This is a genomic window from Pseudomonas sp. Pso3 (genome assembly GCF_055393275.1).
Map to the genome: position 1 here is coordinate 2361642 of NZ_AP043687.1, position 23217 is coordinate 2384858.

Below are 23217 nucleotides of genomic sequence, written 5' to 3' on the forward strand. Positions count from 1 at the left end.
CTCCTCGGATCAGGGCTGGGTGACGAGTTCGACCGGGGTCTCGATCACGCCGTCCTTGGCACCGGTAGGCTCGCCCTTGACCAGCTTGAGCGCGGCTTCGATCCCGAACACGGCCTGCTTGGCGGCGAACTGGTCGGCGGTGGCGAGGACCCGACCGTCCTTGAGCATCGGGTGGATGGCCTTGATGTTGTCGTAGCCGACGATCTGCACCTGGCCTTTCTTGCCGGCCGCGCGCACGGCGGAGACAGCGCCCAGCGCCATGCTGTCGTTGCCGGCCAGCAGGGCCTTCAGGTCAGGGTATTCGTTGAGCATGGCCGCGGCGACGGCGTTGCCCTTGTCGATTTCCCAGTTGCCGGATTGCACGCCGACGATCTTCATGCCGGCCGCTTCCATGGCGTCCTTGAAGCCTGCGGTGCGCTGCTGGGCGTTGGTGGTGGTGGAGACGCCCTCGATGATGCCGACCTGGTCACCCTGCTTGAGCTGCTTGGCCAGGTACTCGCCCACCAGGCGCGCGCCCTTGCGGTTGTCGGGACCGACGAAGGGGATGTCCAGGGACTTGGACTTGAGCACCTCGGGATCCAGGCGATTGTCGATGTTGACCACCTTGATGCCGGCGTCGCTGGCCTTCTTCAGTACCGGAACCAGGGCCTTGGAGTCGGCCGGAGCGATGACCAGGGCGTCGACCTTGGACACGATCATCTGCTCGACGATACGGATCTGGCTGGAGGTGTCGGTCTCGTCCTTGATCCCGTTGGAGATCAGGTCGAAATCGGCGGAATGGTCTTTCTGGTAGGTCTTGGCGCCGTCTTCCATGGTCAGGAAGAATTCGTTGGCCAGGGACTTCATGACCAGCGCGACCTTGGGCTTTTCGGCGGCCGTGGCGTGACTGGCGGCGAGCGGCAGGATCAGCGAAGCGGAGGTGAGAGCGATAGCCGCCAGCAGGCGGGCAGGGCGAAAGGCCAGCATAGGGGAATCTCCGAATTCTTATGGTTCTTGTGGTCGCGCAAACGTTTGCGCGAAAGCGAGAATGTCCGCTTCGTTGGTAGCTGTCAACGGAAGTCACTACATGAATCGATTCAGCGCCAGGGGACGGCAGGTTGGCCCCGGCCCTGTAGCCCCCGGTATACTGTGCAATCGTGTTCAACCAGGCGCCCGGCGCCCGAGAGTCTTTGCCATGTCCTTTTCCGAATCCGCCCTGAAATCCCTCATCCGCGCCGTGCCCGATTTTCCCAAGCCGGGGGTGATCTTTCGGGACATCACGCCGCTGTTCCAGTCGCCCGAAGGCCTGCGCGCCGTCATGGCGGAGTTGCTGGAGCGCTATCGTTCGGCGTCCTTCACCCATGTCGGGGCGCTGGATGCCCGCGGATTCCTCATCGGCCCGATCCTGGCCTATGAACTGGGCAAGCCGCTGGTGCTGTTCCGCAAGCAGGGCAAGCTGCCGGCCGAGTTGCTGACCGAGGTCTACAGCACTGAATACGGCGACTCCGTGATCGAGGTGCACAAGGACAGCGTCGCCGCCGGTGATTCGGTGCTGCTGGTCGACGACCTCATCGCCACCGGCGGCACCCTGGTCGCCGCTGGCAACCTGATCCGCCGCCTGGGCGCCGAGGTCCACGAGGCCGCCGCCATCGTCGACCTGCCCGAACTGGGCGGCTCCAAGCGCCTGGAAGCCACCGGCATCCCCACCTTCGCCCTGACGAGCTTTGCGCTGTCCGAGTATTGAGTGGCCCCTCGATCGCGGCCATGGGCCGCTCCTACAGGCGCACCGGATACCTGTAGGAGCGGCCCATGGCCGCGATAACAGCGTCGAACCTGACCTTAGCGTTCTGCCGGCACCTCCCGAGGTGTCTGTTCGCGGACAAGGCTGCGCCGTTGTCCACCCTACGACGGTGGTGCCTTTGCAGGACGGGTCGCATCGGCAGATCACCTTGGCCGTAGCAGATCACTCAAGTCGTAGGTTGGGTTGAGAGCAGCGAAGCTGAACGGATGTTGCCTCCGCGGCGCCTATCTCGTTGGGCTTCGACGACGGAGCCGTCTCAAGACAACCCGCGATCTAGCGCAACCTTGGCAGACCCTTGTCAAAGCTCGGCCGTCGGCCCTTTCGGCTCCAGCGGATACAGGTCCACCTCGTCCGCCAGCTTAGGCAACTCGTCGAGGAAGGCGAGGGTATGGGGCTGGTTGAAGTGGTCGTCCTGGGCGGCGACCGAGGCCCAGCGGGTCTGGATCACCCAGAGGTCGCCATCCTCGCTGCCCTGGAACACCCGGTAGTCCAGGCAGCCTGCGTCGGTCACCGCCACGGCGGCGAGATCGAGCAGATGGGCGCCCAGCGCCTGGGAGCGTTCGGGCTGGGCCCTGAGCAGGGTGAGGCTGTGGACGTCCGGCATGGCGTTGAGGTCTCCTGAAGGTTCGGGGATTCGACCCTCCAGGATGGCGGACGTCGCAGCCGACTCAGCGATTGATCAGGCTGAGGAATTCGGCGCGGGTGGCGTCGCTGGCGCGGAACTGGCCGAGCATCACCGAGGTGACCATGGAGGAATTCTGCTTTTCCACGCCGCGCATCATCATGCACATGTGCTGCGCTTCGATGACCACCGCGACCCCGGCCGCACCGGTCACCTGCTCAATGGCCTCGGCGATCTGCCGGGTCATGTTTTCCTGGATCTGCAGCCGACGGGCGAACATGTCGACGATACGCGCCACCTTGGACAGGCCGAGCACCTTGCCCTTGGGCATGTAGGCGACGTGGGCCTTGCCGATGAAGGGCAGCATGTGGTGCTCGCACAGGGAGTACAGCTCGATGTTCTTGACCAGCACCATCTCGCTGTTGTCGGAAGTGAAGAGCGCCTCGCCCACCACCTCTTCCAGCGTCTGGTTGTAGCCACGGCAGAGGTACTGCATGGCCTTGGCCGCGCGCTTGGGCGTGTCCACCAGCCCCTCCCGGCCGATGTCTTCGCCGAGTCCGGTCAGGATCGAGGAGTAGTGCTGTTCGAGAGACATTTGGGTTCCTGTTTGTCGATAAGGAGGTTGGCGCTCGGATGAGACGTCACCCGAGTCGCGGAGTCACTCGTCGCGACCTTCGAGCATGGTGCGCTTGAGCAAGACATAAAGCGAGCCGGTACCGCCGTGGCGGGGCAGGCAGGAGGTGAAGCCCAGTACCTGGGGGTGCTGGCGCAGCCAGGTGTTGACGTGGCTCTTGATCAGCGGACGGCGCCCGTCCAGGCGCGCGGCCTTGCCATGGGTGATGCGCACGCAGCGGATTTCCAGGCGGGTGGCCTCGGCGAGAAAGTCCCAGAGGGTTTCCCGGGCCTTCTCCACGGTCATGCCGTGCAGGTCCAGACTGCCCTCGAACGGGATCTGTCCACCCTTGAGGCGGCGCAGCTGGGTGTCTTGGACACCGTCGCGACCCCAGTAGAGTTCGTCCTCGGCGCCCACATCGATGACGAAGGCATCGCTCAGGCCATCGACCCGGATAGCGGTCGTGGTCCTGGTCGCATCGGCACGGCGCTGGGCGACCTGGCCCAGGTCGGCGCGCGGTTTGCCGGTGTCGGCGCGATCCTGCTTGAGCGGACGGATCCCGCGGGTGAAGTCGGCGAAAGAGGCATCGTCGTCGTGCATGGCGTTCTCCGGTGTAGGACGTCATTCTACCGGCGGGTCAGGCCTCGTGCAGCAATCGGCTCACCGCGGCCAGCGCGGCCCTTTGCCGCTCGGGCCAGTCGCCGGCGATTTCCAGCAGCGGCTGGCCATGGGCCTGCAGCCAGTCGCGGCAGTGGGCGAAGAACGCCAGCCGCTCGGTCAGCTCCGGCTGGCAGCGCTGACCGTCGTCCTGCCAGGCGACGTCGCGGGGGTCGAGCAGCAGGTGCAGATCGTAGCGGCGGGCCAGCAGCGCCGGCTCCAGCCAGGCGGGCGCGGCGCCGAACAGCAGCCGACTCCACAGCAGATTGCTCAGCAGATGGGTGTCCAGCAGCAGCAGGGGCGGCGCGGCGGCACGCGCCTGGTCTTCCCGGCGCACTTGCTCGCGGGCGATGAGCTCCACATCCGCCAGTGTGGTGTCGGTACCGTGCCGCTCGCAGTATTCGCGGACGTACTCGTCGACCCGCATACCGCCGAACCTTTCGCTCAGCACCTGCGTCAGCCAGGACTTGCCACTCGATTCGGGGCCGGTCAGTACCACCACCTTCATGGCGCGGTCGCCAGGGCGCGACGCCAGTCGAGCCAGCCATAGGCCGCCAGGCCGACGAAGACCGCATAGAGGATCGCGGTGGGGTAGAGGCCCTTGTAATAGAAGAGGCCCACATAGATGACGTCCAGCACGAACCACAGCACCCAGCACTGCAGGCGCTTCTGCGCCATCCAGAACTGGGCGACCAGACTGAAACCGGTGAGCGCGGCGTCCAGCCAGGGCAGGGCGGCATCGGTATGGGTGCCCATGAGATAGCCGAGGGCCAGGCTGCCCAGGGCGCCAATGGCCAGACCGGCCAGCAGGGGTTTCGCCGCCAGTGAAGTGACCTCGCGGCCCTGGTGCTGCTGGCCGCCCTTGAGCCATTGCCACCAGCCATAGAGTTGCAGCACCGCATAGATGCACTGCAACAGCATGTCCGAATAGAGCTTCACGTCCAGGAAGATCCAGGCGTAGAGCACCACCATCACCAGGCCGATGGGCCAGGCCCAGATGTTCTGGCGCACCGTCAGCCAGACGGCGATCACCCCGAGAACGGCGGCCAGCAGCTCCACGGGCGACATGCCCAGCAGGGTGGTGAGCGACTCCAGAAACGACATGCTTCACATCCGGAAAGATTGAATTGGTCATTGTACGGCACCTAATGGCCGTCTATCGGTCTCTTCAACCGGTCTCGCTCTGGTAAGGTGCCGGGCGCTGACTTCAGCACGTGCTGTCTTGGGTACCGCGAAGGGCCATGCCCTGCGGAGCGTCACGGTTCGAACCCCGTTGCCGCCGGAGCCTGCAGCTCCGGCTACCTGCAAATGTTTCACTTGGATGGAGTAATACCATGGACCTATGGAGTGCCTTGCAGGCGCTGATTCTGGGGATCGTCGAGGGCATCACCGAGTTTCTGCCCATTTCCAGCACCGGCCACCAGATCGTCGTTGCCGATCTGATCGGCTTCGGTGGGGAAAGGGCCATCGCCTTCAATATCATCATCCAGCTGGCGGCCATCCTGGCCGTGGTCTGGGAATACCGCTTCAAGGTCTTCGAGATCGTCACCGATCTGCCGCGCAAGTCCTATGCACAGCGTTTCACCGGCAACCTGATCATCGCCTTCCTGCCCGCCGCGGTCCTGGGCGTGATCCTGGGTGACCTGATCCACGAATACCTGTTCAACCCCATCACCGTGGCCTTCGCCCTGGTGATCGGCGGCGTGATCATGATCTGGGCGGAAAAGCGTACCCATCGCATCCGCGTGGAAGAGGTGGACGACATGCGCTGGCATGATGCCCTCAAGGTCGGCTGCGCCCAGTGCCTGGCGATGATCCCGGGCACCTCGCGTTCCGGTTCCACCATCATCGGCGGCCTGCTGTTCGGCCTGTCGCGCAAGGCGGCCACCGAGTTCTCCTTCTTCCTGGCCATGCCGACCATGGTCGGGGCGACGGTCTACTCCGTGTACAAGTACCGTCACCTGTTCACCGCCAGCGACGTCCTGGTGTTCGGAGTCGGCTTCGTCACCTCCTTCCTCTTCGCCATGCTGGCGGTCAAGGCCCTGCTGAAGTTCATCGGCAACCACAGCTACGAAGTCTTCGGCTGGTACCGCATCGTCTTCGGACTGCTGATCCTGGCCACCTGGCAATTCGGCTGGATCGACTGGCACGCGGCCAAGGCGGCCGGGTGAAACCCGAGAAGGAACAGCAGAGCCGGCGCAAGCCGGCTCGTGCGTCTGGGCAGAATGCTTCCCCCAAGGCCGCCAAGCGGGCAGCGCCGCTGACGCCCTATCAGCAGCGCGCCGCCATCGCCCGCCAGGACATGCTGGCGCTGCTGCAGATCGCCGTCTTCATCCTGCCCCTGGTGGGCATGCTGTCGCTGGCCTTCGGCCGCGGGGTGCTCTGGCCGATGCCGCTCTATCTGGTGGCCAGCGTGGCCACCTACCTGCTCTACAAGCACGACAAGCAGCGCGCCCGCGACAAGGGTTGGCGCGTGCCGGAGCGCATGCTGCACCTGGGCGAATTGCTCGGCGGCTGGCCGGGCGCCCTGATCGCCCAGCAGCGCTTTCGCCACAAGACCGTCAAGCTGAGCTTTCGGCTGGTGTTCTTCGCCATCGTCGCCCTGCACCAGCTGCTCTGGCTGGATGTGCTCTGCGGCGGCTTTCTGCACCGTCACCTGCCGCTCTGAGGTCAGACAGGCGGCGGGGCAGGTGATGGGCTAGGCTTGGCGGGCGAAAGCCCCCGTTGCCCAGGAGCCCCCCGTTGCGAACCCCTCTGTCGATCCTCACGCCCCTTTTCCTGTCCCTGACCCTGGCCGCCTGTAGCCAGGGTCGCGAGAACTCCCTGCCCACGGCTCCCGAGGCCGGTTCCGGTTACCGCCCCGGGCTGACGGCCAGCGCAGCCACCCGGCAGATGGCGGCCGCGGCCAACCCCCTGGCCGCCGAGGCCGGCCGGGAGATCCTGCGCCAGGGCGGCTCGGCCATCGACGCCGCCATCGCCATGCAGGCCGTCCTGACGCTGGTCGAGCCGCAATCTTCCGGGATTGGCGGCGGCGCCTTCCTGCTCTACTGGGACGGTCGCAAGGTCCAGGCCTACGACGGTCGCGAGACCGCGCCAGCCGGGGCTACGGAAAGGCTCTTCCTGCACCCGGATGGCAGCCCCATGGCCTTCGAGGAGGCACGGATCGGCGGTCGTTCGGTCGGGGTGCCCGGGGTGCTGCGCGCCCTGGAGCTGGCGCATCGCGACCACGGCAAGTTGGCCTGGCAGGTGCTGTTCGAGCCGGCCATCCGCCTGGCCCGGGAGGGGTTCCCGTTGTCGCCGCGGCTGCATAACCAGCTGCTCCACGACCCCTTCCTCAAGCAGTCACCCGGCATGGCCGCGCTCTATCTGGATGCCCAGGGGCAGGTGAAGCCGGTGGGCACCCGGCTGCGCAACCCGGAATTGGCCGCTACCCTCGCCGTGATCGCCCGGGAGGGCGCCGGAGCGCTCTATCGCGGCGACCTGGCCCAGGCCATCGACAGGGCCGTGCAGGAGAGCCCCAATCCCGGCAGCCTGAGTCTTCAGGACCTGGCCGGCTATCGCGCCAGGACGCGCACGCCGCTGTGCACCGACTACCAGCGCTGGCGCGTCTGCGGCATGCCACCGCCCGCCGGCGGCATCACCGTGGCCCAGACCCTGGGCATTCTCCAGGCCCTGGAGGCCCGCGATCCGGCCTGGGCCCTGGCGCCGTTGCGGCCAGTGCCGACCGCGCTGCCGGCGGGCCAGGAGCCGCGTCCCGAAGCCGTGCACCTGATCGCCGAGGCCGAGCGCCTGGCCTATGCCGATCGCGCCCAGTACGTAGCCGATCCGGAGCTGGTGCCGGTCAACGTCAAGGGGCTGCTCGATCCCGGGTATCTGGCCAGTCGTGCGCAGCAGGTCGGTGAGCGCAGCCTGGGCAAGGCCGCACCGGGTGTTCCGCCCGGTCCGACCCTGGCCTGGGCACCGGATCGCTCGCCGCTGCGCATCTCCACCTCCCAGGTGGTGGCGGCGGATGCCTGGGGCGGTGCCCTGTCCATGACCACCACGGTGGAGAGCTACTTCGGCTCCCACCTGATGGTGAAGGGCTTCATGCTCAACAATCAGCTGACGGACTTTTCCTTCGTGCCGCGGGAGAAGGGCCTGCCGGTGGCCAACCGGGTGGAGCCGGGCAAGCGACCGCGCTCGACCATGTCGCCAACCCTGGTGTTCGACCGCCAGAGTGGCGAGCTGCTGGCGGCCCTGGGCTCGCCGGGCGGTTCGCAGATTGCCGGCTATGTGGTCAAGACCCTGGTCGGCTTGCTGGACTGGCAGCTGGATCCCCAGGCGGCTGCGGGCCTGCCGAATTTCGGCAGCCGTAACGGCCCCACCGAGCTGGAGCGCGGCGAGACCACCCCGGCCTTGCGCCAGGCACTGGAGCAGCGTGGGCACCAAGTACGCGAAGACGAGATGACCAGCGGCATCCAGGTGATACGCCGAATGGGCTCAGGTTGGCAGGGCGGCGCCGATCCGCGGCGGGAGGGCGCGGCGCTGGGGGATTAGGCAGGCGTCGGAGGGCGATAGCCCTTCACTCCAGCCCTCTCCCTGGGGGAGAGGGGGCGGTTTTGCTGGGGGGAGGTCAGGAGCAGGGATGGCCCGCCAGTGGGCCATCCAGGTGGGGTCAGGCCGGCTGGTCGAGTTGCAGGACGCGGGTGGTGCGCTCGCGCACTTCGCGCAGCAGTTCGGGCTCTTCCGCCAGCTTGTGACCGAAGGCCGGGAACATGGCGCGCAGCTTGGCCTGCCAGTCTTCGCTCTGGAAGCGGCTGGGGAAGCAGCGCTCGACCAGGGTCAGCATGATGGACACCGAGGTGGAGGCGCCTGGGGACGCGCCCAGCAGCGCGGCGATGGTGCCGTCGCCGGAGGCGACGATCTCGGTGCCGAATTGCAGCACGCCGCCTTTCTGCGGATCCTTCTTGATGATCTGCACCCGCTGGCCCGCCACTTCCAGGCGCCAGTCCTGCTTGCGCACGGCCGGGTAGAAGGCCCGCAGTTCCTCGACGCGCTGGTCGAAGGATTGCAGCACCTGGCCGACCAGGTAGCGGGTCAGCGGCATGTTGTCCCGCGCCACGGCGAGCATGGGGCCGATGTTGCCCGACTTGATCGACTTGGGCAGGTCGAGGAAGGAGCCGCGCTTGAGGAACTTGGTGGTGAAGCCGGCGAAGGGCCCGAACAGCAGGGACTTCTTGCCATCCACCACGCGGGTGTCCAGGTGCGGGACCGACATCGGCGGCGAGTTGACGCCGGCCAGGCCGTAGACCTTGGCCTGGTGCCGTTCGACGATGTGCGGATCGTCGCAGCGCAGCCACTGGCCGCTCACCGGGAAGCCACCGTAGCCGGCGCCCTCGGGGATGCCGGACTTCTGCAGCAGCGGCAGGGCCGCACCACCGGCGCCGAGGAAGACGAACTTGGCGATCAGGGTGCGGGTGGCACCGGAACGACTGTCCTCGATGGTCAGGCGCCAGCGCTGGTCGGCCTCGCGGGTCAGGTCCACCACCTTCTGGTTGTAGCGGACCTGGGTGCCGGGACGGGTCTGCAGGTGACCGAGCAGGCTCATGGTCAGGGCGCCGAAGTTGACGTCGGTACCCCCGGCCACATGGGTCGCGGCCACGGCTTCGGTGGCCGGCCGGCCTTCCATCACCAGGGGCATCCACTCGCGCAGCTTGGCGTGATCCTCGGAATACTCCATGCCGTCGAAGCAGGCGTGGTCCTTGAGGGCCTCGTAGCGCTTGCGCAGGAAGGCCATGTCCTTGGCGCCATGGACGAAGGACATGTGCGGCACCGGGCTGATGAAGGCGCGCGGCGAGCCGAAGTGGCCTTCCTCGACCAGGTAGGACCAGAACTGCTTGGAGGCCTCGAACATGCCGTTGATGCTGAGGGCCTTGGTGATGTCGATGCTGCCGTCCGCCTTTTCCGGCGTGTAGTTCAGCTCGCAGAGGGCCGCATGGCCGGTTCCGGCGTTGTTCCAGGGGTTGGAACTCTCCGCCGCGCCTACGTCGAGCAGTTCGAGCACCTCGACGGTGCTCGTGGGCTCCAGTTCCTTGAGCATGACCGCCAGGGTCGCGCTCATGATTCCCGCGCCGACGAAAACGAAATCCGACTCTTCGTTACCACTGTGCATTCATCGTACTCCTGAGACAGTGTCTCGCTTTACACCTGAGGGAGAGCGGGCGTCGGAGCCCGCCCTCGAGTTGGGCAACCCCGGGCTGACCGCGAACGGCCGGGCAGGGGTGAGCAACCGGTAGGGCATGGCAGTCAGTTGCGACAGCGGCCGTCCGGCAATGTTCTGATTTGTTGAGTGGGGAGCAAGGGTCCTGGCGGACCGGCGGCGGCCGGTACCAGGCGGGGAGATCAGGATGCGACAGGGAACCCGTCGAGCGTGCCGGAAGGGGGCGCTACGTGTTACGAGACGTGGCAGGAGACCCCTGGTCTCCCGGCGCAAACGATAGGTGATGATCGCGGCGATCCTGGTCGAGTACCCGTTTCGGTGCGAAATGATACCTAGGGTAACTGCTTAGGGCACCCTCTATTTTATTCGTGTAGTGGGTGTCGCGACCCACTACACGAACCTCGTCTCAGCCGTTGATGCCCTGGCTGCGCAGGTAGTCGTCGTAGCTGCCGCTGAAATCCACCACCCCGGCCTCGCTCATGTCGAGGATGCGGGTGGCCAGCGAGGAGACGAATTCGCGGTCGTGGCTGACGAAGATCAGGGTGCCCGGATAGTTTTCCAGCGCCAGGTTCAGCGCCTCGATGGATTCCATGTCCAGGTGGTTGGTGGGTTCATCCATCACCAGCACATTGGGCTTCTTCAGGATCAGCTTGCCGAACAGCATGCGACCCTGTTCGCCACCGGAGATGACCTTGACCGACTTCTGGATGTCGTCGCTGGAGAACAGCATGCGACCCAGGGTGCCGCGCACCATCTGTTCGCCGCCCTGGGTCCACTGACCCATCCAGTCGAACAGGGTGACGTCGTCGGCGAAGTCCTCGGCGTGGTCCTGGGCGAAGTAGCCCACGTCCGCGCTGTCGGTCCACTTCACCTCGCCGCTCTGCGGCGCCATCTCGCCCACCAGGGTGCGCAGCAGGGTGGTCTTGCCGATCCCGTTGGGGCCGATGATGGCGACCCGCTCGCCGGCTTCGATCTGCAGGCCGAGACGCTTGAACAGCGGGGTGCCGTCGAAGCCCTGCGTGACGTTTTCCAGGGTCACCGCCTGGCGGTGCAGCTTCTTGTACTGCTCGAAGCGGATGAAGGGGCTGACGCGGCTGGACGGCTTGACCTCGTCCAGCTGGATCTTGTCGATCTGACGCGCCCGGCTGGTGGCCTGCTTGGCCTTGGAGGCGTTGGCCGAGAAGCGGCTGACGAACTGCTGCAGCTCGGCGATCTGGGCCTTCTTCTTGGCGTTGTCCGACAGCAGGCGCTCGCGGGCCTGGGTGGCCGCGGTCATGTACTCGTCGTAGTTGCCGGGGAACAGGCGCAGTTCGCCGTAATCCAGGTCGGCCATGTGGGTGCAGACGCTGTTCAGGAAGTGGCGATCGTGGGAAATGATGATCATGGTGCTGTTGCGGGCGACCAGGATGCCTTCCAGCCAGCGGATGGTGTTGATGTCCAGGTGGTTGGTCGGTTCGTCGAGCAGCAGCAGTTCCGGATCGGAGAAGAGCGCCTGGGCCAGCAGTACGCGCAGCTTCCAACCGGGGGCGACGGCGCTCATGGGGCCGAAGTGCTGGTCCTGGGGGATGCCCAGGCCCAGCAGCAGTTCGCCGGCACGGGCTTCGGCGGTGTAGCCGTCGTATTCGGCGAACTGGACCTCCAGCTCGGCCACGGCCATGCCGTCGTCTTCGCTCATTTCCGGGAGGGAATAGATGCGGTCGCGCTCGGCCTTGACCTTGGCCAGCTCGGCATGGCCCATGATCACGGTGTCGATGACCGTGCAATCCTCGTAGGCGAACTGGTCCTGGCGCAGCTTGCCCAGGCGCACGTTGGGCTCGAGCATCACCTGGCCGCCAGTGGGTTCCAGGTCACCGCCGAGAATCTTCATGAAGGTGGACTTGCCGCAGCCGTTGGCGCCGATCAGGCCGTAGCGATGGCCGTTGCCGAATTTGACGGATACGTTCTCGAACAGCGGCTTGGCGCCAAACTGCATGGTGATGTTAGCGGTGGAGATCAAGGGGGTTACCTATCAAGGACTTACAGCGTCGCCGGATTCGCCGATACCGATTTGATACCAATTCCGAGCTTTGCTATCTCGCTCCAGTCTGAACCTGAGTTGATCCAGCGAGCGTATGTGGAAAGGAGGATCTGGATGGTGTTTCCCAGCTGTTGGGCGATGAAGGCGATGTTCATGCCGGACATTAAGCACATTGTCGCATAGGTGTGACGGCAGTTATAAGGCCGCCGGTACCGGATGCCGAGGGCGGCCAGGGTAGGGCGCCACTGGTGATGGATGTCTGACGTCTGCTTCACATGCTCGGCGTTCTTCGAGGGCGGGAAGACGAACGGGGTCTCCTTGATCTTGCCGGAGCCCTTCCGGCGGCGCTCGGCGTACTGCTGGGCGAAGCGCAGGGCGTGAATCGATCGCTCGTTGAGCAGGATGGTCCGCGACTTGTGGGTCTTGGTCCGCTCCTCGACCTCGCCCAGGGCGACCACCCGGAAGATCCGGACGTGCCCACTCTCGAGATCCACCGCATCCCACTGCAGCGCCAGGGCCTCAGCGATCCGGACGCCGCTGTAGAACATGAACTCATAGAGCGCGGCATAGATGCTGGTGGGCCAGTGATCGCGGGCATACATCGCCTCGATGATCCGGTCGGCCTCGGCCTGGCTGAACGGGTCCACCTCCTTCTTCGTCCGGCGCGGCAGCTCCAGGGCCTCGGCCGGGTTCTTCTCGATCAGCCCATCGCTGACCGCCGATTTCAGCACCGTCGACAGCCGGGTCATCGCGTTGCGCTTCACCGCTGGCGAGGTCCAGTCGGTCTCGGCGACGATCCGCCGCAGTAGGGCCGGGGTGATGAGGTCGATCCGGGTCCGGGCCAGGTGCGGCTGCCAGTACATGTTGAGCGCGCTCAGGTAGTTGTTCCTGGTGCCCTTCGCCATCCCGCGGCTGTCCAGCCAGAGCTGCGCGTACTCGCCGAAGGTGTTGCTGCTGGCGGCCAAGGCCGAGCCCGGGAAGAACTCGGCATACTTGGCGTCGTCCATCAGGCCCAGCTTGATCAGGTCGACTACCTGAGAACGCAGTCGGGATGCAGCCGCGATGCCCTTTTTCGTGATGGGATAGGGGAGTGTCTCGCTGTGTCGCCTGCTGTTCCAGGTGAAGCGGATGCGGAGCGACTTCCGGAAAATTTCGACTCCGGTGGGCATATCCATTGCGCTTCCAGCCATTCGTCATACCTCCGTTTGCTGTAGATGGTCTCGCGGCCCTGCTTGATCCAGATGCCGGAGGGGATTTGGTTGCGGGCGCGCCGCGTTCGGAGCGCTCGGACGGTGATGCCCAGGTACTGGGCGAATTGGGCCTCGTTGAGCTTGTCGCGGTCGTCGACCAGTTGCTCTGCTGCAGACATGGGGACTCCTCGCCGGCCGGCGGCCAGCTGTGCGGGATGATAGGAGAGGGTGGCGCGGAAGGGGTCAGGCGGACTTGCGAGGCCGGGAGCCGGGTACCCAGTCGTCCATGCCGCGATCGAAGCTCTTGCAGATGCGCCCCCTGACTGGCTTGCGGATCTTGTCGCCGCGCCATCCGCGGTGGTACCGGGTGATGAGGACATTTCGCGGAATGCCGGTCTCGCGGGATATCTGGGCCAGCAGCTCCAGTTCCTCCGCGCTCAGTCGTGGTCGTGCTGGCGCGTACAGGTCTTTGCCGGCCAGCTTCCGATACCGCATAGCGCTTAAGGACAAACCAGTGGCCTTGCAGGCATCGGCAATCTCCGTGCTGACCTTGCGCAGCGGCTTTATCAAGTCTTCACCCTCCAGGCACTGGGCGTAGTAGCGGTCATGGATGGCGCGATAGGGGATGTCGTAGCGTTCGGCGATCTCGCGCAGGGTTAGAAGCTCGCCGCGAATTTCGAGCCGGCGGCGGGGCGGGGCTCCTCCAGGCATAGGTCACCTCAACGTTGCTTAGGCGGTGTTGGTGGATTGCAGCGCAGGCGCGCGCAGGTGCCGACGCGCTGGCCGGTGGTGCGGCAGTAGATCGGGGCGTTCATGAAATCGAGCCTTGGGTCAGGGAATCCATTGCGGACTGGATGAAGGCGATGGCTGCTTCCCCGTTGATCGCGTTACCGTAGGCGCGCAGGCGTCCCACTCGGGCGGTAGCCCCATCAGCCAGCGGGAATGTGCCGGGTTCAACTGGCCGGAACTTGCCATCCCGGCATCCGAGCCAGTCAACATCTCGCCAGAAGCCGTTAACCGGACAGGAATCGCTGGTGCCAATGTGAATGCCTGCTCGCTCAGCGGCTTCCCCCTGGCATGTTCCAGTCGGCCCGCCAGCCACTCTGGAGTTGCCGAAGCACTTTTCCAGTCTCGAGCTGCTGGCGTCGCCCAGCCGGCCAGCGCCGCGATCTGATTCAGCGGGCGACCGGTGTCCCAAGGCCTGGCGTCCTTGGCGCCGCGGTTTGCGTCCATCGCTGTGGGCGTGGGCCATCCAGTAGAGCCGGTCGCGGATGTTCGGAGCACCGACGCCCGCAGCCGGGAACGGGACGGCCCCGAAGGCGTACGCCATGGCTTCCAAGTCAGCTTGTACAAGGTCGATCCAAGGGTCTGCGTCTTTGCTCGCAACCTGCTCTCCAAAGACGACTGGAGGCTGGTGCTCGCGGATGAGCCAATGGAAGTCCGGCCAGAGGTGCCGCTCGTCATCAAACCCAGCTCCCGCGCCTGCCTGGGAGAAAGGTTGGCAAGGACAGGAACCGGTCCAAACAGGTCGATCATCTGGCCAGCCGGCGCGGCGAAGAGCGTGGGACCACACCCCGATGCCGGCGAAGAAGTGGCACTGAGTGTATGGCTTGAGGTCGTCTGGTCGAACATCGCGGATGTCCCTCTCGTCCACGTCACCAGGCGCTATGTGCCCAGCGGAAATTAGGTTGCGCAGCCACGCGGCCGCATACGGGTCAATTTCGTTGTAGTAGGCGGGCATGAGGCGCTCACTGAGCATGCTAGATTGATATGATTGTTAGGACGAAATTTTAATGATTAGGGCGGGGCCCTCCATGACAGTCAGATGGAAAACAAAAAATAAGAAGTTTAAGCCGGAAATTGTGCTTGATCTCTACAAGAAGTCAGTGAAGGTTTCTCCCGAGGGCCGGATAGGTTTTGACTTAAGAAAGTTTGATTACGATACGTTGCTGTTCACGATGCTAGAATTTGATGAAAATTATTGTTCTCACAATGCGCAGGAGTTCGCGCGTGAAGCAATAATGACTTGCGCTTACAATGGAGATTTTTCCAAGGATTTTTTCTTGGTTTCGCTTAGGAATGAGATTAAAAGGCACTTGGGTGTGCCTGAGGAGCTATACGTATTAAGTTCCTCCATCTCGGTAAAGGCTGGCTTTCCTATAGGCAGGATCGAAATTGATGGTGCTATTGTGGAGTCATTTCCTTCCGGGTTCCCAGATGACTTCAAAACGCGTGAGGTTTTCAATGATCGATGGCAGTTCGCAGACCCGCCCCTGTGTGACGATCACTGCCCTGTTCTCGTGACCGTGAAGAACAAGCACTGGCGGGATGCGTTCGAGAAGGCGCTCGATACATTGGACTTTGTCAGAGGCGTGTTCTGTCTGATTTTCAATCCTAAAGCCCAGTTGTCTTTAGGTGAGCGGTTTGGTGCTTATGCCGGAAACAAGATAGCCTTGGGTGGCATGCACTGCCTTCATAGGGTGGATGGTAGTCTTGCGGTAGACGATACATACTGGTACGAGCGAGGATATAAGAAGGCTAAAGCACTTCTCGTCACTGATAAGCAGTTTTTAGGTGCCGCCCTAGACTTCGACAGTATTGTTGATGGTATAGATAATCATCCTGATTCAAGTCTTTTGAAAAAGTCAGTGCTTAGATATGTTCGTGCGCTGGATAGTGTCGACAAAAACTCCACCGTCCTCCAGTTATGGACAGCTCTCGAATCATTAGCTGGAAGAGGCGGTAGCGGGCCCGATGGTATTGTCCAGCGCTGCTCTTTTCTGTATGAGGAGCGGGAATATCACTGCCAAGTGCTCGAGCATTTGCGCGAGTATAGAAATGCTAATGTTCACTCTGGTGTTGCTTTGGATAGTCCCGACTGGCATTGCCTTCAGCTCCAAGGATACCTAAGGGATATTTTGCGTTTTTATATATTTAACGATTTTGCTGGTGCTACTGTTGATGATGCAAACAGATTTTTAGATCTATCGACGTCTAAGGATAGATTAAATAGAGAAATAATCATGAGGGAGAATGCACTCAAATTCTTGGGTTATGAAAGTTCAAGCGATGCGGTGAATAATTCCGAGGACAAACCAAGCGAAGAGCTGCCTACCGAATTTTAATACGCTCTTAGATGGTGAAAGTCTGCCAGGCTTGCCATGGAATACCCTTAAATGTTAGTCGCCGCAGAAACACCCTATGGCATCGTCCACCTCATCGGCGAACAACACCTGCTGCTGGCGGGCATAGGCTTGCATCTCGGCATAGCTCGGGCGGTCTTTCCGGAAGGTGGCCGCACGGCCACCCGACTCGACTAGCGTTTCCATCCGGGCCCACCAGTCCGCGCTGCGGAGGTCGGACTGGATGATGCTGTAGGTCTGCTGCCTACCCTTCAGGAAGCACAGGTCGCAGTTGCCCAAGAGGGTCTTGCCGTTGACGGTTGGCAGCTCAAGGCGGAACGGTTGCTCTGCCCAGAAGACATCGATGTCGGCCAGGGTGATTCCGGCATCCGCCAGCGGCAGCCGCATGTGCTCCCGAGGCGTCTCCGTGCTGGTGCCACGCTTTCGGATCTTGGCCACCCGCCGATGCTCGTCGGCGCGGATGCCTACCATCTGATCCCACTCTCCATCGCCATCCGCCCAGCTGATCGACTTTAGGTACCGGTGCATCGCGCGGATCTTCAGCTCGACCGTGCAGTAGCGTGTCACCGGGTTCGGCAGGTAGCGACGCTTGCGGATCGCCGCCTCGAAAGGCTCTCCCTGGCGGCTGGCGGTCTCAAAGTCGACCAAGGTAAATCCGGCATCAGAGTCCCGGAACTCCACCCATATCACGCCCAGTCCCCATTCCTCGTCGCAGCGCTGGACAAACCGAAGGGTCTCCTCGCGCTCCTTGCCGGTATTGGCGAAAAGGTAGGTGATTTCCTTGCCAGGGTTAGCAAGCTGCACTTGGCGCGCCAGGTAGGCGCTGGTGCGGCCGCCGGAAAAACTCAAGGCCGTCCGGCCGTCGGCGTGATAGGCGCGCATGGATTACCTCAGTCGCGCCGAGGCGCTTGTCAGTGCGTCCTGTAGTGCAGGACCTTCTCGATGGTGCGGCGGTGGACGCCGTATTTGCGGGCCAGCGCTTCTGCACTGGCAATTTCGTTCAGCCGGCGAATCTCGCCCTGCTTCCATTCGTGCAGTTGCCGGATGTGCTCGGCGTCCTCTGCCGTCAGCTTCTGGTTGTGGCGCATGCGTCACCCGCCGAGGGATGGAATAAGGCGGCTATGCCGCCGCCTGCTTCTGGTTGGTAATGACGCCAGCGTGGATCCACACCTGCTGGATGCCGGCCGGCACCTTGGCCATAGGCTCTTTCATCGTCCCGGCCATAACCGCGCTGTCGAGGTCGCCGGAGCGGGTCAGGGCCAGCAGCAGCTTCAGCGCCTGGGGGCGGGCGGTGGGCTGCAGTACGTCGAAGCGGTCCAGCAGCACCAGGCGGATGCCGGACAGCCGCGCGATGGCGATGGCCAGCAGGGTGTCGGCGCGCCACTTCTCCGATTCCGAGAGCAGCCCGTAGAGGCGCCTACCGTAGGTGATGTCGATCTCGGGGGTGATGACCACCGGGTGCCAGGTGGCCACCGCGGCCTGGGCCGCCAGCAGCTCGTTGAACGGGTCCAGCGCGCCGGCGAGGATCTCGGCCGGGATGCCGGTGGGCGCCAGGGCCTCGGCGATCAGCGACCAGGCCACGACGTCGGCATGGTGCTGGGCGGCGTTGGCGATCGCAGCGTCGTGACCGGCGATAGCGCCATGGGCATCCACCAGTGCCTGGTGCTTGGCCCGGGCCTTGTCGCGCTCCTGGCGGATCTCGGTGATGGCCTGCTCGGCGTTCTCCATGGCCTTGGCGTCCGGTACCGCGGCGGCCTGCTGTTCCAGGGTGGCCAGCTGCTGAGCAGCAGTGCGGGACTGATCGACGTCGCGCTGGCTGTTCGCCACGGCGCGCTGGGCGCTCTGCAGATAGCCCTGGTACTCGGTCAGGCGGCGGGCGGCCTCGGGGTCGGCGACCTTCTCCGGCGCCACATAGGCCACCAGCTGGCCGCGCTCCATCAGCACCTGGCCCTGGCAGTGCGGGCAGGCCAGCGGGTCATGTGCCGGCTCGCCGGCGGCGGCGCGCTGGGCCTCGGCTACCTTCGGGGTCCATTCGTCCACCCGGGCCTGGTCGGCGCCGAGCTTCTCCTGGCGGCGCTGCAGCAGGTCAGCGGTGTCGCGCAGCTGGGTCATGTGGGCCTGGCGCTGGGCGGCGGCCTGGGCGTTGGCCTTGTGGACGCCCAGGGTCTGCTGCGCTTCGGCCAGGTCGCTATCGAGATCGGCCAGGGCCTTGGCGGCCTCAGCGATCTGCTCCTCGGTGACCGTGGTCGGCGGCAGCTCCGGCTCCCAAGTCTCGGCCTTCTGGCTGCCATAGTTCTCGGCGGTGATGGCCTTCCAGGCGCCGCGCGACTCCGCAGCGTATTCCTTGGCCTGGGCCTCGGCGGCGGGGAAGCCGCCGCGCAGCAGGGGCTTCACCTTTTCAAACTTCGCCAGGTCGGCGCCCTTGGCTTCCAGGCGGCGGGCCACCTCAGCGGCGCCGGCGCCCGCACCGGTCAAGTCGAACAGGACTTTCCGGCGCTCCTTACCATCCAAGGCCGCGAATCTCGCGGCCTCCAGCACGAAGGGTAGGAACGGCGCATCAGGAATTACCACTGATTTACCACCCGGCAGCATCATCCAGGCGGTCTGGCTTTCGCCGGCGGCGTCGACGTAGGCGACGTGGGCCTCGCCTTTCTTGCCGTCGTCATTGACCAGTTGGCCCAGGTCCTTCTTCAGGGACACCCGGCGCGGCTGGCCGGTGAACGCCATGCTGATCGAGTCCAGCAGGCTGGACTTGCCGGCGCCGTTGTCACCGGATACCAGCAGCAGGGGCTCAGATACGACAAGGGCTGCATTTCGCAGCCCCTGGACGTTGGTAGCGGTGATATTCGTGATGCGCATGCTGGTTACTCCATCGAGACGACTTCGTCGAGGTCCTTGGTGACGCGGTAGGTGTTGTGCAGCGGGTTCTCCGCTTCGCTCTGCACGGCGATGACCTTGTCATCCAGCAGGCGGACCACCAGGGCGCGGGCGGCGTCGCTGCTGATGGCGAACCGGCTCTGCAGGTAGTCGATGGTCACGGGCGGTGTGGCGCGGGCCAGGACGGCGCAGATGTCGGAATAGGGCACGATGCCGTAGGCCGCGGGCGGCGGTGCGGCGGGATCCTCAGGGGTGTTGTCTTCCAGCTCGGCCTCATCGGCCTTGCCGTCTACCGCACCGCCTTCAGGCGCCGGCGCAATCACCTCGCGGCCGCCGGTGCTGTCCATGGGCGAGACGGTCCCGGCAATCTCCATCGCCTCGACCAGGCGGGCGGCGCGGTTGTAGCCGATCTTGAGCGCGCGCTGGATGGCAGAGATCGATGCCCGGCGGGTGCTGATCACGAAGCGGGTGGCCTCCTCCAACAGGGCGTCGTCTTCCAGGTCGTCACGCTCGCCACCGCCGCCCAGGCGCTTCTCCAGTTCCTCCGGGCTGCCCAGCAGGTCGGCAGCCGCCAGCGGCAGGTCCGACTGGTCGCGGTCAGGCTGGATGCCGTCCAGGCCGTCGTTGTAGTCGTTCGGTGCCAGCACCAGCAGGCAGAGCTTGCCGGCGGACTTCGTCAGCTCGGTGTTCGACGGCTCGTTGGCGTCGACCTTGGCCGTCACGGTCAGGGCCTTCGCTTCCACCTTGATCGACCGGATATCCATCGGTACCGACACGACATCGCGCGCGGCAATGATCCGGACGGCCAGCTCGACGGCCTCCTCGACCTTCTCGGTGAGGCGGTCAATGACCTCCTGCTGCTGGCCCTCGTTCAGCTTGTGATAGGGCGCCTTGAGATTGTGCAGCTCGAAGCGGCACGTCTCGATCAGGTCGTGCACCAGCAACTGGTGGGCGAGTTCGGAGGGGCGGCAGCCGTGACGCTCTGCGCTTTCGATGATGGCGCGGTGTTCCATTTTCATGGGGCGTGTTCCTACTGGTGGGCGATCTTGTTGAGCGACTGCAGCTGGGCGTCGCTGAGGTAGGTGTGGGCGCCGTAGCGCTTGAACTGGTCGCGGATGTCGGTGGTGAACTGGATCTCCCAGTCCGTATCCGCGCCGTCCTCAGCGGCGTCCAGCAGGACGGTGAACTGCTCGACGCGGTCGAACAGCTCCTCTACGGTCCGGCTGGCCATGGCCATCACTCCATGCTGAAGTCGTCGGTGTCGTCTTGGGCGGCGCCGGTGTCAGCCTTTTCCGGCTTGGTGTCAGCTTTTTCGGCCGATTTGTCGCGTTTCTCGGCCTCGGTGTTAACCGATTCGGCCTTTTCGTCACGTTTGTCCGGCTCGGCGTCCAGGATCTCGCCGGTCGCGGTATCGACGGTCCGGGGCGCGGCCTCAGCCTGGCGCAGGGCGTCGATGTCCACCGCGTAGTTCCCGCCGGCATCAGGCTTGGCGTCGAAGACGTCGCGGACCTCTTCCTCGGTCTGCAGGCCCATGCCCAGATCCGGCGCGTAGGCGCGCTGCCAGAACGCTGCGGCGCGGTAGACGAACATCTGGTCGGGCATCGTCTTCCACTTGCTGCCGCTCTTGCTCGCCCAGCCCTCGGCGTTGACCATCTGCCAGGTCACCCAGATGCCGTCGAGGCGCTCGCCGGTCTCCTTCTCGATGGCCCAGGCGCGGCAGCCGAAGTCCGGCTTGCCCGCTTCGCCTTTCCACTCGTAGCGCAGCGCGCTGAAGCGGCCGCAGGTATTCACCGTGGCGATCAGGAATTTGCTCGACCAGCTCGGGGTGCCGTGCACCACATAGAGGTTCTGCATCACCATCAGCGGGTTCGCGCCGATGCGCTGGGCCATGTCCAGGGCGATCAGGCAGTTCGGCAGGTTGCCCTGGTACTGCTTGGGCACCAGGTCGGACTGGACGAAGGCCTTGGCGATACGCTGCATCAGCTCGAAGCCTTCCAGGTTGAAGAAGCTCATGGACACCGGCATCTGCTCACGCGCCGGGCGTTGCTGCAGGGACTGCAGCGTCTGGGTGTTGCTCATGGGGTCACCCCTTGTAGGGACAGGTGGGATAGCGCGGGCAGTACCGTGCGGAGCACAGCACCGATTTCGGGTTGCCGTAGAACAGGCCGCCATGGATCAGGCGGGAGGCCATCTGGAGCAGGCCAGGGTTGTCTTCATCGCCGACCAGGGCCTGGCGGGCGCCGGTGACCTCGCCACGGCCTACGCACGGTCCGGCGCCGGTCTTTAGGCCGATGATCTCGGCGGGGGCCGTCAGCGGCTGGCCGATGGCGAACTCGGCGAGCAGCTCGTAGACGCCGAGCTGCGGCCGGTGGCCGGCGGTGACCGCGACACCGGTGGAGCCCACAGCACGGGCTCCGCTCTTCAGGTCGCTGATGCCCAGTCGGCTATCCACGCGCCGGATGCGGTCGGTGGTGCCAGTGAGCGCCAGGCCCAGGTCGCTGATCTCCAGCCGCTCGCACGTCACCTCGATGCCGACATAGTCCTGGGTGGGCGCGATGTCGGCGCAGTAGCGGCTGTGCAGCGTCAGGCCGATGCGCTCGACCTGCTTCGGCCCGCTGTCCTCCCAGTCGACCTCGTGCTCAGGGTTGTAGAGGGTGTCGACGAACAGGCCGGCCGCGTCGTCCGCGCTGATCGGCGCGCCGTCCATGGTGGCTTGGTCGAAGAGGGCGGTGGATGCGTGGATCGACGTGCCCAGGTGCGCGGCGCCGCTGGAGCGGCTGCGCATTCCCAGGAGGTGCTTCGCCTCCCAGCGCGCCGGGCAGTCGAACAGTTCGGCCAGCGAGCTGGCGCGGATGGTGACGATGTTCACGACGCCACCTCGACCGACCAGCGCCGACCGGGCCGGCGTATCATCGGGGAGCGGATCGGGGTGTCGATCAGCCGAGTCTCCGGCGGCAGGCCCAGGGCCTCGGGCAGCGACTGCCTGGCGCGCAGCAGCAGGGTGTGGCGCGCTTCGACGTCGGCGACCTGTTCGCCGATGACTGCGGGAGCGGGGGCGGTGGTCATGCTGCTGCCCCCTGCGACTTGGCCCAGCGCTTCGCGACCTCCTGAGAGATACGCACCCGGTTGTGATCGTGGGCGCGGTCGTCGATGGCGCCCAAGGCATAGGCCATCTCGTTCATGCCCTCGGCGATGCCGTCATTGAAGGCCGGGATGCGTGCGATCCAGGTCTCGATCAGCCGCTGGGCTACTTCCTGCTCGGTGCTCATGCTGCCTCCTTGCGGCGCTTGGCCAGTTCGTCGGTGAAGAAGTTGTCGTGCTCGGCGAGCAGCACCCGGCGCCACTCCATGAGTTCCTTGGCCAGCGGCAGGCTAATGCTGGCGAGGGTCATGTAGGCCTCGTTGAACTGGCGATCGCGCATGCTGGCCAGCGTCTCCAGCAGCACCACCTGGCGCTGCGGATCGATCTGCATATCGCAGTGGATGGCGAAGGCCAGCATCACGTCGGGCTGCCGGGTGTCGATGTCGTACTCGAGCTGGAGCACCTGCTCGTGGGCGCACTCGAGCGCCCGCTCATGCTGGATGGCGAGGGTCATGGTGTGGGTCTCGATGGGCGCCTTGGGCGCGGGGTAAAAGGCCGGGCTGCAACCGGTGGGGGCGGTGTGCAGCAGCCCGGCGAACGGGGCTACTCGTCCTGGTAGCCGATGATCACCATCGGCTGGTCCTTGACGGGCTTGGTGTACTCGATGGCGCCGAAGAAAGCGGCGCAGGTCATGGCGAGCACGATCAGGTAGGTGCGCATGGTGCTTTCCTCGGTTGTCTTCCCGTCTGGCCCTGTTGCCAAGGCCAGCCAGTGAAAACGGCGCATTGCGTGCGGGTCTCTCGCGCGGAGCGGGCCAGGTGCCCTCAATCAGCCGTCCCGGTCGCCCCTCGGGGTCGCCTTCGCGTGGGCAGGCTTTCGGGCCTGTCTGATTGCCGGTCGCCGTAGCGGCAATGCGGTCTGTGGTTTCTTTGTTGCGTCGGATTGTGAAAGAGCAGGGGCGGCGGAGCTGCCCGGCCAGTGGTTGCTGGCTGTGAGTTAAAGTTACAACCCTGCTTTGTAGCCTGCAAGCAAAACTTG

At 64.7% G+C, this 23217-nt stretch carries 25 protein-coding genes and 1 pseudogene; 5 read left to right on the forward strand and 21 right to left on the reverse strand.

The window, feature by feature from the left end; translation table 11 throughout:
* Positions 1–9 precede the first annotated feature (9 nt).
* A complete protein-coding gene (locus tag ACZ5R1_RS11025) occupies positions 10–966 on the reverse strand; it encodes a sugar ABC transporter substrate-binding protein (RefSeq protein WP_007158440.1) in 957 nt (318 codons plus the stop codon).
* Positions 967–1174: 208 nt separating this feature from the next.
* Here ACZ5R1_RS11025 and ACZ5R1_RS11030 point away from each other — a divergent pair, with 208 nt between their 5' ends.
* The gene (locus ACZ5R1_RS11030) at positions 1175–1723 is read left to right on the forward strand and encodes an adenine phosphoribosyltransferase (RefSeq protein ID WP_464713202.1); all 549 of its coding nucleotides are present in this window, start codon (positions 1175–1177) and stop codon (positions 1721–1723) included.
* A gap of 355 nt (positions 1724–2078) precedes the next feature.
* On the opposite strand, the gene ACZ5R1_RS11035 is transcribed toward ACZ5R1_RS11030, so the two are convergent.
* The 5 genes from ACZ5R1_RS11035 to pnuC form a co-directional block, all read right to left on the reverse strand.
* Complete coding sequence (locus tag ACZ5R1_RS11035) at positions 2079–2384, reverse strand: putative quinol monooxygenase (protein ID WP_074582473.1); 306 nt, start codon at positions 2382–2384, stop codon at positions 2079–2081.
* 64 nt (positions 2385–2448) lie between these two features.
* The gene (gene folE, locus ACZ5R1_RS11040; RefSeq protein ID WP_027599472.1) at positions 2449–2997 is read right to left on the reverse strand and encodes a GTP cyclohydrolase I FolE; all 549 of its coding nucleotides are present in this window, start codon (positions 2995–2997) and stop codon (positions 2449–2451) included.
* 63 nt (positions 2998–3060) lie between these two features.
* Positions 3061–3615 carry a Smr/MutS family protein gene (locus ACZ5R1_RS11045; RefSeq protein ID WP_007158436.1) on the reverse strand — a complete coding sequence of 185 codons (555 nt, stop codon included), beginning with the start codon at positions 3613–3615 and terminating at the stop codon, positions 3061–3063.
* 37 nt (positions 3616–3652) lie between these two features.
* The gene (locus ACZ5R1_RS11050) at positions 3653–4180 is read right to left on the reverse strand and encodes an AAA family ATPase (RefSeq protein ID WP_464713203.1); all 528 of its coding nucleotides are present in this window, start codon (positions 4178–4180) and stop codon (positions 3653–3655) included.
* Positions 4177–4740, reverse strand: a complete 564-nt coding sequence (gene pnuC / locus ACZ5R1_RS11055) for a nicotinamide riboside transporter PnuC (RefSeq protein WP_288476410.1) — start codon at positions 4738–4740, stop codon at positions 4177–4179. The genes ACZ5R1_RS11050 and pnuC overlap by 4 nt, the downstream gene beginning before the upstream one ends.
* A gap of 266 nt (positions 4741–5006) precedes the next feature.
* Here pnuC and ACZ5R1_RS11060 point away from each other — a divergent pair, with 266 nt between their 5' ends.
* The 3 genes from ACZ5R1_RS11060 to ACZ5R1_RS11070 are packed head-to-tail and all read left to right on the forward strand — an operon-like array spanning position 5007 to position 8208.
* Positions 5007–5843, forward strand: a complete 837-nt coding sequence (locus tag ACZ5R1_RS11060; RefSeq protein ID WP_027599468.1) for an undecaprenyl-diphosphate phosphatase — start codon at positions 5007–5009, stop codon at positions 5841–5843.
* Positions 5840–6340: a DUF1294 domain-containing protein gene (locus ACZ5R1_RS11065; RefSeq protein WP_027599467.1), complete on the forward strand. Its 501-nt coding sequence runs from the start codon at positions 5840–5842 to the stop codon at positions 6338–6340. The genes ACZ5R1_RS11060 and ACZ5R1_RS11065 overlap by 4 nt, the downstream gene beginning before the upstream one ends.
* A gap of 56 nt (positions 6341–6396) precedes the next feature.
* Positions 6397–8208: a gamma-glutamyltransferase family protein gene (locus ACZ5R1_RS11070; RefSeq protein ID WP_464713204.1), complete on the forward strand. Its 1812-nt coding sequence runs from the start codon at positions 6397–6399 to the stop codon at positions 8206–8208.
* Positions 8209–8326: 118 nt separating this feature from the next.
* Here the strand turns inward: ACZ5R1_RS11070 and mqo are convergent, their stop codons facing one another.
* From mqo to ACZ5R1_RS11095, 5 genes are all read right to left on the reverse strand, one after another.
* Positions 8327–9823, reverse strand: coding sequence for a malate dehydrogenase (quinone) (mqo, locus tag ACZ5R1_RS11075; protein WP_007158430.1), 1497 nt, complete (start codon positions 9821–9823; stop codon positions 8327–8329).
* A 454-nt stretch (positions 9824–10277) separates the two neighbouring features.
* Positions 10278–11867: an ABC-F family ATPase gene (locus tag ACZ5R1_RS11080; protein WP_027599464.1), complete on the reverse strand. Its 1590-nt coding sequence runs from the start codon at positions 11865–11867 to the stop codon at positions 10278–10280.
* Between the two features lie 20 nt (positions 11868–11887).
* A complete protein-coding gene (locus tag ACZ5R1_RS11085; RefSeq protein WP_464713205.1) occupies positions 11888–13078 on the reverse strand; it encodes a tyrosine-type recombinase/integrase in 1191 nt (396 codons plus the stop codon).
* Between the two features lie 243 nt (positions 13079–13321).
* Positions 13322–13789: a hypothetical protein gene (locus ACZ5R1_RS11090; RefSeq protein WP_464713206.1), complete on the reverse strand. Its 468-nt coding sequence runs from the start codon at positions 13787–13789 to the stop codon at positions 13322–13324.
* Positions 13790–13889: 100 nt separating this feature from the next.
* Positions 13890–14819 carry a DNA cytosine methyltransferase gene (locus tag ACZ5R1_RS11095; RefSeq protein ID WP_464713207.1) on the reverse strand — a complete coding sequence of 310 codons (930 nt, stop codon included), beginning with the start codon at positions 14817–14819 and terminating at the stop codon, positions 13890–13892.
* Between the two features lie 73 nt (positions 14820–14892).
* Here ACZ5R1_RS11095 and ACZ5R1_RS11100 point away from each other — a divergent pair, with 73 nt between their 5' ends.
* Complete coding sequence (locus ACZ5R1_RS11100; RefSeq protein WP_464713208.1) at positions 14893–16203, forward strand: hypothetical protein; 1311 nt, start codon at positions 14893–14895, stop codon at positions 16201–16203.
* A 54-nt stretch (positions 16204–16257) separates the two neighbouring features.
* Here ACZ5R1_RS11100 and ACZ5R1_RS11105 read toward each other — a convergent pair whose 3' ends face one another.
* From ACZ5R1_RS11105 to ACZ5R1_RS11150, 10 genes and pseudogenes are all read right to left on the reverse strand, one after another.
* On the reverse strand, positions 16258–17103 hold the full coding sequence (locus ACZ5R1_RS11105) for a phosphoadenosine phosphosulfate reductase domain-containing protein (protein ID WP_464713209.1): 846 nt from the start codon (positions 17101–17103) through the stop codon (positions 16258–16260).
* A 29-nt stretch (positions 17104–17132) separates the two neighbouring features.
* Positions 17133–17309: a hypothetical protein gene (locus ACZ5R1_RS11110; protein WP_464713210.1), complete on the reverse strand. Its 177-nt coding sequence runs from the start codon at positions 17307–17309 to the stop codon at positions 17133–17135.
* 31 nt (positions 17310–17340) lie between these two features.
* On the reverse strand, positions 17341–19080 hold the full coding sequence (locus tag ACZ5R1_RS11115; RefSeq protein WP_464713211.1) for an AAA family ATPase: 1740 nt from the start codon (positions 19078–19080) through the stop codon (positions 17341–17343).
* Positions 19081–19403: 323 nt separating this feature from the next.
* Positions 19404–19622: pseudogene (locus ACZ5R1_RS11120) on the reverse strand (DNA translocase FtsK); the annotation flags it as partial.
* A 506-nt stretch (positions 19623–20128) separates the two neighbouring features.
* A complete protein-coding gene (locus ACZ5R1_RS11125) occupies positions 20129–20329 on the reverse strand; it encodes a hypothetical protein (protein WP_464713213.1) in 201 nt (66 codons plus the stop codon).
* 5 nt (positions 20330–20334) lie between these two features.
* Positions 20335–21177, reverse strand: a complete 843-nt coding sequence (locus tag ACZ5R1_RS11130; protein ID WP_464713214.1) for a recombinase family protein — start codon at positions 21175–21177, stop codon at positions 20335–20337.
* Positions 21178–21181: 4 nt separating this feature from the next.
* Positions 21182–21967 carry a RecB family exonuclease gene (locus ACZ5R1_RS11135; protein ID WP_464713215.1) on the reverse strand — a complete coding sequence of 262 codons (786 nt, stop codon included), beginning with the start codon at positions 21965–21967 and terminating at the stop codon, positions 21182–21184.
* Positions 21964–22164 (reverse strand): hypothetical protein, encoded by a 201-nt coding sequence (locus tag ACZ5R1_RS11140; RefSeq protein WP_464713216.1) that lies wholly within the window; start codon positions 22162–22164, stop codon positions 21964–21966. The genes ACZ5R1_RS11135 and ACZ5R1_RS11140 overlap by 4 nt, the downstream gene beginning before the upstream one ends.
* Complete coding sequence (locus ACZ5R1_RS11145) at positions 22161–22367, reverse strand: hypothetical protein (RefSeq protein WP_288357048.1); 207 nt, start codon at positions 22365–22367, stop codon at positions 22161–22163. The genes ACZ5R1_RS11140 and ACZ5R1_RS11145 overlap by 4 nt, the downstream gene beginning before the upstream one ends.
* On the reverse strand, positions 22364–22693 hold the full coding sequence (locus tag ACZ5R1_RS11150; RefSeq protein ID WP_464713217.1) for a hypothetical protein: 330 nt from the start codon (positions 22691–22693) through the stop codon (positions 22364–22366). Before ACZ5R1_RS11150 ends, ACZ5R1_RS11145 begins: the two co-directional genes overlap by 4 nt.
* Positions 22694–23217: the final 524 nt, after the last annotated feature.